Raw genomic sequence first — 13,570 nt, 5'->3', positions numbered from 1 at the left:
CCAATCCCGGAGATAAAACCGGTAGGTTAACAGTAAAGTCGGCAAAGGGGAAAGACATGCCAAAACCAGGCGGACCCAACCAAAAACCAACTTGGTGTATGGGGGCGCGATGGCAGCGCGAAGCGCACGAGCCATCGCGAGACAAGCGCGAAGACGTCAAAAAACGGTCCAGGGGACCGTTTTAGTCGAAGCTCTTTGAAAGGGAAAACAATGGTAAAAGAAGGCGGATTCGTCCAAAAGTTAACTTGGTGTATGTGGGACGCCGGCGGCGCCTCCGTTAACGCGGTCGCGACCACTTTCGTGTTCACGGTGTACCTGACCGGGGCCGCTTTTGGCAACCAAACCGCCTCTTCACAGGCTGTCTCAACCGGCATGACCATCGCGGGGATTATCGTGGCGTTGACCGCCCCTATCACCGGGCAGCGCGCGGATCGGCGCGGCAAAGGAACATTCTGGCTGGGAGTGTTTTCGGCAATCATCATCGTTTGCTTGGCAGCGATGTTCTTTGTGGCTCCGCACCCGAACTTTCTGTGGCTGGGTGTGGGTCTGCTGGCGCTGATGACCATGTTCTTCGAGTTCGCCACCGTGAACTATTACGCCATGCTGACCCGGATTTCCAACGCCGACAACATCGGAAAAATCAGCGGCATCGGCTGGGCGAGCGGGTATTTCGGCGGAATCGTCCTGTTGATGTTCCTGAACTTCGGGTTTATTTCGGAAAATAACTTCACCGGCTTGGATACCTCGAACGGCATGGGGGTGCGGGTCGCGATGCTGGTAGCCGCCGCATGGTCGCTGATTTTCTTTGTGCCGGTGCTGTTCACCGTACGCGGGCGAGTCGTACCGGGTAGCGAAAACCTGCCGCACGAGTCCATTTTCACCTCCTACAAAAAGCTGTTCCAAACTATCGCCTGGTTGTTTCGCAACGCCCCGAACGTGCTGTACTTCCTGATTGCCTCCGCGATTTTCCGCGATGGATTGTCCGGCGTGTTTACGTTCGGCGGCATCATCGCCGCGGTGACCTTCGGTTTCTCTGCGGGGGAAGTCATTATTTTCGCAGTCGTCGCCAACGTCGCGGCGGGTATCGCCACGACGTTGATGGGTTTCTTTGATGACAAAATCGGCCCCAAGAAAGTCATGATTTTCTCCCTCATCATGCTGGTAGCCTGCTGTTTGGGCGTTTTTGCCCTGCACGCCCAAGGCAAAATCATCATGTGGACGATTGGGCTGTTCATGACGTTGTGGGTTGGTCCGGCGCAGTCCGCGTCCCGTTCTTTCTTGGCGCGACGCATTCCCGAGGGTCACGAGGGCGAGGTGTTTGGGCTCTACCAGACGACGGGGCGTTCGGTGACGTGGCTGGCTCCCCTGATGTTTGCCCTGTTCATCAGCTTGGGTCAGCAGTTTACCTCGTTTATCCCGCCCGCTTTGCTGTCCGTGACTACGGGTCCGGGCGGTCCGATGATGGCGATTCATGCGCAGGCTCAATACTGGGGCATCCTCGGGATTGGGCTGGTGCTGCTGCTGGGGTTGTTGATGTTGCTGCCGGTGCGTGAGGACCACACCGTCCTCAAGCGGGCGCCTCAAGAAGCGCCGGAGGTTTCCGTTCCTGCTGCGGTTTCGGGCGACTCCACAAGTCTGGAGGGGGACGTTTCCGTGACGGTATCGCCCTCCGGGTCCGGCCAGCCGGTGGAACTCCCGGTGGAAACTCCCCCACCCAGCACGCCAGACCCCACACAAACCCCCGGAGGTGCCCAATGAAACGCCGACTTATCTCCCTAGTTACCGCTGCCGGTCTGGTGGCGTTGAGCTTGACCGGGTGCGCCTCAGATCAAAGCAAAGTGGACGCGAAACCGGCGCCCGGTTCTCCTGACATCGGCGCGACGGCCGCCATTTTCGCTGACCTGATACTGGCGGGGCACACGCTCACACCGTTTAACGAGGACGAATCCACCCAGTTGCGTCAACAGGCCGACCTAGCGGGGGACCTGGTGCGCGAACTGAAAAATCCCAACAGACTGAAGTTTGCGCCCGCTGGCTCCGGCTGCCAAGCCATGATGCGCAATTCTTTCAATCTTCCCCTGCTGCACTGGTCCTCTCTGGCGGCCCCAGCGCCTGACGGGCAGGCGGCAGCTCAAGTGTTCCTGGCGCCCTCCGAGCAGGACGTGCGATCCATGATTGATGACCTCAACACCATGGTCAGGGACTGCGAGGAAGTGACGGTGAGCGCCCCGACCGGCACTGTAAAGATGACTATAAAAGCGAACGACCCTGCCGTGTCTTGCCCCGCCGGATACCGCCAAACCGTGACAAGTAACCAGGTAAGCCAGACTTTGGACGTGTGCTACGTCCCGCAGGGTAACGCAGTTTTGGCACTGTCCCTGGTGGATTCCACGGACACCGCCCCGGATATAGCGCAAGATTTCCATGATTTCTCGTCGCGTTTCTATGCGCGACTCGCCCCGCTGTACACCAAGTAGTCTCTCTCCCCTGCACGAGTTCCGCTGCCCCCACCTTTTGCACGCTACCCGGTCCCCTGCGTGCCATATCTGTGGCGTTGCTTCCTGAGCCGTTTCGGTCGGTCAGCGGGCATTCCGCCGAGGAATATACTGGCAATATGTCGTCAGTTCGCAAATCTAAGGCTCCTGGTCCTCGCCAGCCTGACAGCATCCTGGCTTCTCCCGATCCTGCCATGATTGATGCCGCCCGCACCGAGCCGGGCGGCATTCCCATTCCGGTTGAGGATTTGCCCTTGACTGCGCTGCGTCCTGCCGCCCAAGCGGCTTTCACCGGCTACACCAGTCACGACCCGGAATACCGCCGCATCAAGTTTGCCCTGTTCGTAGCGGGTTTCGTGACGTTCGCGCAGATTTATGAGGTGCAGGTGCTGCTGCCGGACATCTCGAAGTTTTTCTCGATTTCCCCGGTCACAGCGTCGCTGGCGCTGTCGTTGACGACCTTGGCGCTGGCAATTTCGATGTTCTTTATCGGACCGTCCTCGGAGCGTTTGGGGCGCCGCCCGATTATTTTGATTTCCCTGTTCGTGGCTTCCCTCCTGGGTATTATCCTGGGCTTTACCCCGAACTGGGGGTTGCTGATGGTGGGGCGTTTTGTGCAAGGCATGGCTTTGGCAGGTTTGCCCGCGGTGGCGACGGCTTACCTGGCTGAGGAAATCTGTCCGGCTGAGCTGCCCAAGGCAGCCGGTTCTTACGTGGCGGGCACCGCGATTGGTGGCATGTTGGGCAGGATTCTCTCCGGGTTTTTGTCTCACCTGGTGGGGTGGGACATGACCATCACTGTCCTGGGGTGCATCGGCGTGGTCGGCACGCTGCTGGTGTGGCTGCTTTTGCCTCAGCAGGAGGGTTTCTCTAAGGCTGAGCCGGGGTTGAAAGCCCTGCTGCAACACACTAAGGATGTCTTGACCGAACCTGGTTTGGTGCTGCTGTTCGTCGTCGCCGGCACCGCCCTGGGTGCTTATCAAAGCATCCTCAACATGATGCCTTACCGTTTGACCGGCGCGCCTTACTTCCTGGCGACCTGGATTGTTTCCCTGATTTTCCTGGTCAATCTGTTTGGTTCGGTCGCGGCTTCTACGGCAGGTAGCCTGGCTTCGCGTTTCGGCAGGCGGGCAGTAGTTCCGCTCGCCGGCATCATCTATCTGGTGGGGATTTTGATGATGTTAGCCAGACCGTTGTGGGCGATTTTTGCGGGTCTGGTGGTGTTTACCATTGGATTCTTTGGGGTTCATTCCGTCGCGACCGGCTGGGTCACGGCCCGAGCGGTGTCCGGGGTCGGAGCCACCGGTCAGGCTTCGTCAGCCTACTCGATTGTGTACTATGCCGGTGGCTCGATTTTCGGCACGTTGGCAGGTTTTGGCTGGACTGCCTTGGGTTGGCCGGGAGTGGTGGCAATTTCTGGATCACCGGCAGTTGTGGTCATCGTCTTGGCGTTGATTCTGCGCCACATCAAACCGCTGTCCGCTTCTGGTTACTGAGCCGAGTTCCGCATTACCGCAGCGTTTCTGGGATTTCTCACCATAAAGCTACACGTGGATGTGCCCAATAAAATGCAGCATCTGGTGTGCAGCGGTGTCTTTCAAGGTGTAGCGCATCAAGCGCCCGTCGCGATCGGCGCTAACCCAACCTTCGTCACGCAAGACCCGCAGCGCTTGTGAGGCTGCCGTCTGGGTAATCCCCGCCGCGTTAGCTAAATCCTGGACGCAAGAACCGGGATAAATATGCATATAGGACAGCAGTTTCAGCCGGGTTAGGTCGGCGAGCAATTCGAAGCGAGGCGCCCAGGTGTTCGCAATCTCATCGATGTCTACCGGCTGCATGGGGGGGTGCGCCGGTCGACCATGGCGGGTCTGGTTTTCGTCGTGAGTTGCCTCTGATGCATGAGGTTTTCCGCTTTTGTGGGGCGTCAGCTCCGTCTCCGTCGCGCACCGGCATCCCGCACCAGTTCCGTGAGGATGCGCCAAGATTTCGCGCAGGGCACGTATCTCGGCGGCGGGCAGCTTGCTCATGACTATTTCCTTCCTTGCATCTCTCCAATTGTGACATTATCCATCTGATTTTGCCGCGTTATCTCTGGATTTCCTTGCTACCGAGAGAATTGCCGCAATACTGACCGCATGGTAATATCTTTGCGAACTGACATATGTCTATGTAGACATTATTAACCCTGCATGAAAGCAATACGTTACACACAAGGAGCAGCTATGTCTCACCCCTGCCACCCTGGCAAATTCAACTTAAAGACCCTTGCTGTCAGCGGCGCTGCCGTGGCACTAGCTTTGAGCCTCAGCGCTTGTCAAGGAGGTACCTCCCCGAAAGGCTCCGCTGGCGCCGGCAAATCCGCAGCCGCCGATGAAATCACCCTGGCGGACGCTTTTGAACTGGGAGGATACAACCCCACCAACGGCTATGCCGAACTCGGTGTCTCCCCCATGTATGAAGGTCTGCTGGGGCTGGAAAGCAAAGACCCGCATAAACTACCGGAGCTGCGTCCAGTCCTGGCGACTGCGATGCCGACCTCTAACGCAGATAAAACCGAGTGGACCGTGGAAGTCCGCGACGGAGTGAAATTCTCGGACGGCAGCGATTTTGATGCGCAAGACGTGGTGGCTAATTACAAAGAAGTGATGAATCCCGACACGGCTTCGGAAATCGGAGCCTCTTACGAGATGGTGGACCAAATTAACGCAGACGGAAACAAGGTCACTTTCAAGCTCAAGTACCCCTACCCCGATTTTCCCTCTCGACTGCTGCTAGGACTGGCACCTGGTGAATACATGAAAGGTGGATTGGCGAGCGAATCTCCCCTAAACACCAAACCCGTAGGAACCGGACCATATGTCCTGAAAACGCTCAACAGCCAGAAAGCCGTGTGGGTAGCCAACCCCCATTATTGGGGCAAGGCACCGCAAGTTAAGCAGCTGACCACTGTTTATGTTCCCGACGATGCCGCTCGCGTGGCACGAATTCGCACCAAAGAATTCGACGGTTCGATCATTCCTCCCGCTTTGGCAAACAGCCTGAAAAACCTCCCCGGTTACCAGGTGGTACATGCGGATTCCGCTGACTGGCGCGGAATTAGCTTCCCCGGCAGCAACGCATTTTGCGCCGACCTACAGGCCCGGATTGCCATGAATGAAGCCGTGAACCGCCAGGAAATCATCAAAAAAGTACTGTTTGGGGCGGGTAAACCGGCTTCCACCCCGGTTTCTGCAGTTTACGAGGCTTACGACCCGGAAGCACAGTATAAGTTCGACCTGGAGGACGCCAAGAAGCGTCTGGACGCTGCCGGCTGGAAACCCGGCGCGGACGGGATTCGCGAAAAAGACGGTCAGCGTGCGGCTTTCACCCTGGCTTACAGCTCCAATGACACCGTGCGCCGTGACCTATCGGTGGCTTTCGCCGCCGCCATGAAGCCACTGGGCGTAGACGTGAAACTGGAAGGAACGACTTGGGATGCGCTGGATGGACGCCTGGACAAAGTCGGTATCTTGCTGGGTGGCGGCGACAAGCCGTACTCCATCGACACTCAGGTGTACTCGATTCTGCACACCCGCGAAGCAAATACCTCGCAGTACGATAACCCCGGCAACTACGGCTCGCCGGAAATGGATAAAATCCTGGAACAGGCACGCAAATCCGGGGATGAATCCGAACGCGTGAAGCTCTACCAGCAAGCCCAAAAGCAGTATTTGGAAGCCCCGAACCACGTGTTCCTGGCATTCTTGCAGCACACTTATGTCACCCGTGATGCCGGCTGGAAGACCGGGAATCTGACGGTAGAGCCACACTCTCACGGCGTGAATTGGGGTCCGTGGTGGAACCTGGGGCAATGGGAGAAGTAAGCACCGGAATAACTCTGCGCCTGGCGCGTCGCCACGAGCGACGCCGCCAGGTGTGGATTTTGGTACGCAACCGCCTGTTGGCGTTGCCGGTGCTGCTGGTGGCGATTTCAGTAGGTGTTTTCCTGCTCGCCGCCGTATCGCCCTTGAACCCGCTGGTGGCGTACTTGGGGGACCGCTATCAGTTCCTCAGCGCCACCCAACGGGAATCCATCGCGAAGGCGCTTAATTTGGATCAATCCTGGCACGGAGCCTGGTTGGCTTGGGCCAGCGATCTGATTCATGGCAATTTGGGGTATTCGCGCACCTATAATCAACCCGTCGTGCAAGTCTTGGCAGAACGCTGCGAAGCCACCCTGGTGCTATCGGGGGTGGGTCTGGTCCTGGCTTTCGTGCTGAGTATCGTCTTGGGGATACTCGGGCTGCGATGGAACTGGCTGGGACGCGTATTCCAAGCTCTCATGCTGTTTATCCAAGCCATCCCCCCCTTCGTGTTGGCTTTGGGGGCAGTGTTATTCCTGGCTTTAGGAACCGGATGGTTCCCCGCCGGGGGGCGCACAGGTCCAGATGCCACCTCATCCTGGGAGTTGTCGTATCTAATCTTGCCTGCCAGCGTGTTGGCGTTAACCCAAATGCCGTGGATGCTGTTGACCTTGTGGGAACGTGCCCAAGAGAATCTCCATTCCGACTGGTGGAAAGCCGGGATTCAACGCGGGATTCCGCAAAGCACTTTAATCCGCCGTTCAGTCCTGCCGCTGTCCCTGGCTCCCACCATCACCATGGTGGGGATGCGCCTGCCGGAACTGATTGTCGGAGCAGTGCTGGTCGAGGAAGTCTTTTCTTGGGGTGGACTGGCGGCAGCGCTGGTAGCTTCCGCTAAAGGACTGGATTTACCGCTGCTAACTTTTCTGACTTTGGCATCGGCAGCACTGGTAATTATCGGCAATCTGGTCGCTGATGTTTTGTATCTCTATTTCGATCCACGGGTGCGCTATGAATCTTAAGTTGACCTTCCCCGTTTCACTGCGACGCGCGTTTAGCCCCAGCCGTCTGTCTTTCTACGCCCTTGTGTTGATGCTGCTCTATGCGGCAATCTTGCCGTTTTTTGCCGGCACGGATTTGCACGAGGCGGATTTGTCACAAGCACGGTTGGCGCCCAGTGCCGCACATTGGTTTGGCACTGACTTGGCAGGGCATGATTTGTTGGTGCGCGTGGCTTTGGGGCTGCGGGTCAGCATTTTCGTGGCAGCAGTCTGTGCTGTAGTCTCCACGGTCATTGGGGTACTGATTGGTGCCGTGGCAGCGTCCTGGGGCGGAAAAGCCGACTCGTTGCTGATGCGCTTTACCGACACGATTAATGCACTGCCCCAGCTGCTGCTGGGCATTGCGATTGTAGCGTTTTACCCCGGTTCTCTCGTGGCTATTATCGCTTCGATTGCCTTGGTGCATTGGTCGCCGGTTGCGCGTATTGTGCGTTCCATTGCCCTCTCCACACGTGAATTGGAGTATGTCGAAGCTGCGTATCTGGCAGGCGCGAGCCACTGGCAGGTGGCGCGTAAACACCTGCTGCCTTCGGTGTTCGGTCAGATGAAAGTTAGTGTCGTACTGCTGTTCCCCCACGCGATTTGGCACGAGTCTACCCTGTCTTTCCTGGGTCTGGGGATTTCTCCCGACCAGCCTTCGCTGGGAACCCTGCTAGAGGTGGCGCGCACGGAAATCCTGATTGGCTGCTGGTGGGAACTGGTGTTTCCAGCAGGTGCATTAGTACTGTTGACCCTGCTCATTTTCGGGTGGGCTTCGGGTTTGGGCAAGGCTTCGCGCGGTGCAGCCAGAGAAACAGATTCCGCAGAGTCCGACACTTTGGTAGGGGATTTAAGTGTTCCTGCCAGCGACGTTCCCCCGTGTGTGCATGAGGCTCCAGCCGGGGAACCAGACGAAAATACCGCCCCACCCGCCTTGGAATTTCAGGATTTGAGCGTTACGGTTCCGCGTTCTGGCTGGATTTCTGACCAGCGTCAGAAGTCCCTGACCGGCAGCACCGCCGCAAAGCCAGCATCGACAGCCAATTCCCCCACGGAACGCGACCTGGTTTTGGAAGACCACGTAAACCTGCAGGTTAAACCCGGCGAACTGCATGTACTGCTGGGACAATCCGGGGCAGGGAAATCGATTCTGGCAAAAACTGCCACCGGAATGCTGCCCGGAAAGATGCAGGTCAGCGGGCAAGTCAGCGTTGGCGGGAGAAAACTTTATGGCAAAAACTGTCCCTGGCAGACGATTCGGGGGCATCTCATCGCGGTGGCGTCTCAATCCAGCGCCACAGCTTTCGCGCCGAACCGTACCGTTGGCGACCAGCTGGAAGAATCCGTCAAGCTACTCAGGCGCCGGGACCGGGCGGAATTGCTTTCCGTGGCGACCCCCGAGCCCGCGACTGTAACGGATTTGTGCGAAATGACGGGATTTCCTACGGATTCCCTGGCGGCTTATCCGCACGAGTTGTCCGGCGGCATGTTGACCCGTGCTAACTTGGCTCTGGCTTTGGCAGGGAACCCCGCAGTGTTGATTGCGGATGAGGTCACCGCTGGATTGGACGAAACTCGGCGCGACCAGATTTGGCAGCTGTTGCGAAAGTTAGCAGACCGGGGTCTGGCAGTGTTGTCCATCACCCACGATTTGGCGTTGTTGCTGGATTTGCCCCTGGCAGACCAGGTGACAGTGCTGGGTCACGGTCAGGTGTTGGAGCAAGGCACCGCAACGCAGGTGCTCGATACGCCGCGACATCCTTACACGCGGGAGCTACTAGCGGCTTTGCCGCGCAACATGGCACGAAACAGGACCGATACATCCGCGCCGCACCCCGCTTCTGACCACGAGAACCAACCTCGACCGGCATCCGAAGTGACCCACGAAACCGTGTTGGAGGTACGCGACCTGACCGTCGGATACCATGGCGTTCCGGTGGTCACAGCCTTTAACCTGAGCCTGCACCGCGGCGAAACCGTGGGATGGTTCGGAGACTCGGGTTGCGGCAAAACCACCACCGCCAGGGCAATTGCCGGGCGCCTCACTCCTCTGACAGGTCGAATTCGCTGGTGCGGCTCCGGGGAAACGACCACTCCACAGGGCAAAAGCCCCGCCCCTAAACAGCGCCCGCACGTGACGGTGCAACCTGGAGTGGCGATGCTGTTCCAGTCACCTCGACGTTCCGTGAATCCGCGGTGGACGCTGGGGCAAATCATCGAGGAACCGTTAGTTTACGCGGATGTGCCGCCAGACGTGCGCCGCAAACAAGCCGCGGAAATCTGCGAGGAACTGGGTATTCCCTCTGAGTTTAGGCGGCGCTTCCCGGCGGAAGTTTCAGAGGGTCAGCTGCAGCGCGTCGCCTTGGCCAGATGTCTATTGACCAATCCCACGGTGCTGATTTGTGACGAGGCCACTGCCATGCTGGACACTTTCAGTACCGCCAGCCTGGTGCGGGCGATTCAGCGACGCTCGGCACGGGGACTTGCGGTTATCGCCATCAGCCACGACCGGGAACTGCTGGATTACTGGGCTGATTACAGCCTGGAACTGGGCTAATCCGCAACCTGCGACGAGATAATTTGCCGGCTTTGCCCCCGCCCCGACAGCGGAACAAACTCAGTCAACTCCAGGTGTCCCGCATCGCCCTGCCAGCTAACCCCGTCCGCCTATAGGATAGAGGCATGGAACAGAAACTAAGCGTGGGCGATGCGGCCCCTGACTTTACGATCGAAACCACCGAAGGTGCCTTCCACCTGGTCGAGGCTCTCCAGTCTGCAAAAGCCGGGGTGGTCGTGTACTTTTACCCCCGTGCGATGACGCCGGGCTGCACCACGGAGGCTTGCGACTTTCGCGATTCCCTAAACTCCCTGAAATCCGCGGGATATACGGTCATCGGCATCAGCCCGGATGAAATCCCCGCCCTGGAAAAGTTCCGTGACAAACAGACCCTGAACTTTGCCTTGGGCTCCGACCCGGAGCATACAGTCCTATCGGACTATGGTGTGTGGCAGGTGAAACCTCTGACGAAAAAACTCGGAGTGGTGCGTTCGACCTTTGTGGTCAGCCCGGACGGCACGTTAACCTCCGCGAAATATAACGTGCGCGCCACCGGGCACGTCGCCCGCCTGCGCAAAGAACTAGGGTTGGACTGACTCGCCGTCCCGCGGCTTGACCGCGGGGTTCCCGCCGGCTTCACCACCACGTTTGGCACTCGGGTTCCCTGCAGGGCGGTTCCACCAACGGGACGAACCCGGCAGGCTTTCGCCTACTTTTTCGCGGTTTTGGCAGTAGTTTTCTTGGCGGTTTTCTTTGCTGTAGTCTTGCGAGCCGGCGCTTTGCGTTTCTTAGTTGGTCCCTTGGCGCGTTTAATCGCCAAGAGTTCAAACGCCGCGCTTTCGGTCAACGTCGCGGGGTCGGTGCCGCGCGGCACGGTGGCATTCGTGGTTCCATCCGTCACATAAGGTCCGTAGCGACCATTCTTAAGGGTGACTTTCTGACCCGTTTCGGGGTCCTCACCAAACTCCATCATCACGGTTTGTGACGTCGCCGCCCGTCCGCGAGTTTTCGGAGCCGCCAGCAACGCCAACGCTTGCTCGGTCGTCAGCGTGAACAGCTGTTCCTCGCTTTCCAACGAGCGCGTGTCGGTGCCGCGTTTGATGTAAGGACCATACCGCCCGTTCGACGCCACGATGTCCACGCCTTCGCTGTCCTGCCCGACCGTGCGCGGCAAGCTCAACAGTTGCAGGGCATCTTCCAGCGTAAGCGTATCCAGGGACTGTGTTTTCAAAAGGGAGGAAGTCCGGTTTTTGGTTTTCTTTTTCGCAGTCTTCTTGGGCTTAGTTTCACCATCGGTTTCAGCTTGTGGTTCGGGCTGCAGCTCTTCCACATAAGGTCCGAACCTGCCGTTCTTGGCGACAATTTCCAACCCAGTTTCGGGGTGTACCCCCAACACTCGATCACCCTGGGCGCCTTTTTCCAACAGTTCCTTAGCGACCTGCAGGGTCAGCTCATCGGGAGCCACCGTGTCGGGAACCGAAGCGCGTTCCTCACCACGCTGCAGGTAAGGTCCGTAACGCCCCACGCGCAGGGCAATACCTTCACCCAGCTCCACCGTGTTCAGGGCGGCGGCGTCAATGTCTCCCAGTTCTGCCACCGCGCGCTGCAACCCTAATCCTTGCAGGTCGGAGCCTTTACCTTGCCCATACCAAAAATTCTTCAACCACTGGGTGCGGTCGGCTTTCCCAGCCGCGATTTTATCCAAATCGGCTTCCATATCGGCAGTGAAGTCGTAATCAATCAGTCCGGGCAGGTTTTCTTCCAGCAGTTTCACCACCGAAAACGCCAGCCACGACGGCACTAAGGCTTGCCCGCGGCGATACACATACTGTCGGTCCACAATGGTAGAAATCGTGGAGGCATAGGTCGAGGGTCGCCCTATCTCACGTTCTTCCATCGCTTTGACCAGCGAGGCATCCGTGTAGCGGGCAGGCGGGGTCGTGAAATGCTGACGATCCTCGCCAGAGTCCAAGTGATCGAGTTGCAGCCGATCCGCGGCTTGCATCCGCGGCAACCGTGCCTCCCCGGTCTTGCCCCCGCCGGGAGTCGCCGCCGGTTCATCACCCTCATCCCGACCTTCTTCGTAAGCGGAGAGGAAACCAGGATTTTCAATCACTGTTCCCGAGGCTCCGAACTCGGCACGCACCGATCCGTCCGCAGGGACCGCCGCGATTTTTACTGACACCGTGGTACCGGTGGCGTCGTTCATCTGGCAAGCCAGGGTGCGCCGGAAGATGAGGTTGTACAGTTTCCACTCGCGCGGGTCGAGTTTACCTTCCAAGCTGGAGGGCAGTTGGAACTTTTCTCCGGCGGGACGGATAGCTTCGTGGGCCTCCTGTGCTCCCTTCGTTTTCGTTTCGTAGACGCGGGGTTTATCCGGAACCGCATCATTGCCGAAACGGCTCACCGCCAGGGACCGTGCGGCGGAAATGGCCTGTTCAGACAGGTTTACCGAGTCGGTACGCATATAGGTGATATACCCGTTTTCATACAGGGACTGTGCCACACGCATAGTATCGCGCGAGTTCAAGCGGAGCTTCCGGGAAGCTTCTTGCTGCAGGGAGGACGTGGTGAAGGGCGCGGGGGGACGACGGCGGTAGGGCTTGGAGTCGATGTCATCGACCGACCAGGTTGCGCTCTCACTGAGTGCATCATCCAACGATTGCGCCGCCGTACCGTCCAAGGCAAACACCCCGGACTTTTGCGCCGCGGACTTGAGCTCTCCGTGCTCATCAAAGTCCTTGCCGGTGGCGATGCGTTTGCCATCCACCTCACGCAGGGTAGCGGAAAACTCGGTGCCGCCCGCCGCGGGGGTCAGCCACGCCACTAAATCCCAGTATTCAGCGGACTTAAACTGCATCCTGTCGCGTTCCCGGTCGACAATCATGCGAGTCGCCACCGACTGCACCCGTCCTGCCGACAAGCCGGTGCGAATCTTGCGCCACAAGAGGGGAGAAACTTCATAGCCAACCAAGCGGTCCAGGATGCGGCGAGTTTCTTGGGCGTTCACCAGGTCGGTGTCCAGCTCGCGGGGGTTGTCGAGGGCGCGGTTGATAGCGTCTTTGGTAATCTCGTGAAACACCATGCGTTTCACGGGGACTTTCGGTTTGAGCACCTCCAGCAGGTGCCAGGCAATAGCCTCCCCTTCGCGGTCCTCATCAGTGGCGAGCAGGAGTTCGTCGGCATCTTTCAGCCGGGCTTTTAACTCGCTGACTTTCTTTTTCTTATCCCCGTCAATCACATAGTACGGCTCAAAGTCGTGATCCAAGTCAACCGCAAATTTCGCGTAGCCAGTCTTTTTCAACGTGGCGGGAAGGTCCGAGGGTTGCGCGAGGTCGCGAATGTGACCCACCGATGCCTCGACGTCAAAGTCTTCGCCGAGGAACTTCCCAATGGTCCGGGCTTTCGCCGGAGACTCGACAATCACGAGTTTTTGGTTTGCTTCAGCCACTAAGTCTTACTCCTTTTAAATGCGCAAAAAATGAGTTTTCTCTCTGAAACATACCTCGAATTCCCCGATTCCGTAAAATTCAAGGATTTCCTGCCGACTTCGTCACCATCTAATTTGTTAGGACTAAGCTCTCGAATTGCCTGTGATTTATCTCACAGTAAAAACACTCCTGTCAGGTTCATCCG

The 13,570-nt window shown here is 58.1% G+C and carries 9 protein-coding genes; 7 read left to right on the top strand and 2 right to left on the bottom strand.

All coding sequences use genetic code 11. From position 1 onward, the window contains the following. Window positions 1-210 precede the first annotated feature (210 nt). The 3 genes from HMPREF0573_RS04000 (at window position 211) to HMPREF0573_RS03990 (ending at window position 3,991) form a co-directional block, all read left to right on the top strand. Window positions 211-1,758 (top strand): MFS transporter, encoded by a 1,548-nt coding sequence (locus tag HMPREF0573_RS04000; RefSeq protein WP_013188976.1) that lies wholly within the window; start codon window positions 211-213, stop codon window positions 1,756-1,758. Next, window positions 1,755-2,477, top strand: a complete 723-nt coding sequence (locus HMPREF0573_RS03995; protein WP_013188975.1) for a hypothetical protein — start codon at window positions 1,755-1,757, stop codon at window positions 2,475-2,477. The genes HMPREF0573_RS04000 and HMPREF0573_RS03995 overlap by 4 nt, the downstream gene beginning before the upstream one ends. 137 nt (window positions 2,478-2,614) lie before the next feature. Beyond that, on the top strand, window positions 2,615-3,991 hold the full coding sequence (locus HMPREF0573_RS03990; RefSeq protein ID WP_041797947.1) for an MFS transporter: 1,377 nt from the start codon (window positions 2,615-2,617) through the stop codon (window positions 3,989-3,991). Between the two features lie 48 nt (window positions 3,992-4,039). On the opposite strand, the gene HMPREF0573_RS03985 is transcribed toward HMPREF0573_RS03990, so the two are convergent. After that, window positions 4,040-4,522, bottom strand: a complete 483-nt coding sequence (locus HMPREF0573_RS03985) for an ArsR/SmtB family transcription factor (protein ID WP_013188973.1) — start codon at window positions 4,520-4,522, stop codon at window positions 4,040-4,042. A 195-nt stretch (window positions 4,523-4,717) separates the two neighbouring features. Here HMPREF0573_RS03985 and HMPREF0573_RS03980 point away from each other — a divergent pair, with 195 nt between their 5' ends. The 4 genes from HMPREF0573_RS03980 to HMPREF0573_RS03965 all read left to right on the top strand — a co-directional run bounded on the left by HMPREF0573_RS03980 (window position 4,718) and on the right by HMPREF0573_RS03965 (window position 10,530). Further along, complete coding sequence (locus tag HMPREF0573_RS03980; protein ID WP_041797945.1) at window positions 4,718-6,358, top strand: ABC transporter substrate-binding protein; 1,641 nt, start codon at window positions 4,718-4,720, stop codon at window positions 6,356-6,358. Continuing rightward, window positions 6,346-7,359 carry an ABC transporter permease gene (locus HMPREF0573_RS03975; RefSeq protein WP_013188971.1) on the top strand — a complete coding sequence of 338 codons (1,014 nt, stop codon included), beginning with the start codon at window positions 6,346-6,348 and terminating at the stop codon, window positions 7,357-7,359. The genes HMPREF0573_RS03980 and HMPREF0573_RS03975 overlap by 13 nt, the downstream gene beginning before the upstream one ends. Further along, window positions 7,349-9,934, top strand: coding sequence for an ABC transporter ATP-binding protein/permease (locus tag HMPREF0573_RS03970; RefSeq protein WP_013188970.1), 2,586 nt, complete (start codon window positions 7,349-7,351; stop codon window positions 9,932-9,934). Before HMPREF0573_RS03975 ends, HMPREF0573_RS03970 begins: the two co-directional genes overlap by 11 nt. A gap of 125 nt (window positions 9,935-10,059) precedes the next feature. Further along, window positions 10,060-10,530, top strand: a complete 471-nt coding sequence (locus tag HMPREF0573_RS03965; RefSeq protein ID WP_013188969.1) for a peroxiredoxin — start codon at window positions 10,060-10,062, stop codon at window positions 10,528-10,530. Between the two features lie 113 nt (window positions 10,531-10,643). Here HMPREF0573_RS03965 and topA read toward each other — a convergent pair whose 3' ends face one another. Continuing rightward, the gene (gene topA, locus HMPREF0573_RS03960) at window positions 10,644-13,385 is read right to left on the bottom strand and encodes a type I DNA topoisomerase (protein ID WP_013188968.1); all 2,742 of its coding nucleotides are present in this window, start codon (window positions 13,383-13,385) and stop codon (window positions 10,644-10,646) included. Window positions 13,386-13,570 lie beyond the last annotated feature (185 nt).

Source organism: Mobiluncus curtisii ATCC 43063 (assembly GCF_000196535.1).
GTDB lineage: Bacteria > Actinomycetota > Actinomycetes > Actinomycetales > Actinomycetaceae > Mobiluncus > Mobiluncus curtisii.
This window is presented reverse-complemented; position numbering and strand designations above follow the sequence as displayed.

Excerpts from the sequence above, each read along its gene's own strand:
- HMPREF0573_RS03970 (WP_013188970.1), top strand. The coding sequence starts at position 7,349 with ATGAATCTTAAGTTGACCTTCCCCGTTTCACTGCGACGCGCGTTTAGC.
- HMPREF0573_RS03995 (WP_013188975.1), top strand. The coding sequence starts at position 1,755 with ATGAAACGCCGACTTATCTCCCTAGTTACCGCTGCCGGTCTGGTGGCG.
- HMPREF0573_RS03985 (WP_013188973.1), bottom strand. The coding sequence starts at position 4,522 with ATGAGCAAGCTGCCCGCCGCCGAGATACGTGCCCTGCGCGAAATCTTG.
- HMPREF0573_RS03990 (WP_041797947.1), top strand. The coding sequence starts at position 2,615 with ATGTCGTCAGTTCGCAAATCTAAGGCTCCTGGTCCTCGCCAGCCTGAC.
- HMPREF0573_RS03975 (WP_013188971.1), top strand. The coding sequence starts at position 6,346 with ATGGGAGAAGTAAGCACCGGAATAACTCTGCGCCTGGCGCGTCGCCAC.
- HMPREF0573_RS03965 (WP_013188969.1), top strand. The coding sequence starts at position 10,060 with ATGGAACAGAAACTAAGCGTGGGCGATGCGGCCCCTGACTTTACGATC.
- HMPREF0573_RS04000 (WP_013188976.1), top strand. The coding sequence starts at position 211 with ATGGTAAAAGAAGGCGGATTCGTCCAAAAGTTAACTTGGTGTATGTGG.
- HMPREF0573_RS03980 (WP_041797945.1), top strand. The coding sequence starts at position 4,718 with ATGTCTCACCCCTGCCACCCTGGCAAATTCAACTTAAAGACCCTTGCT.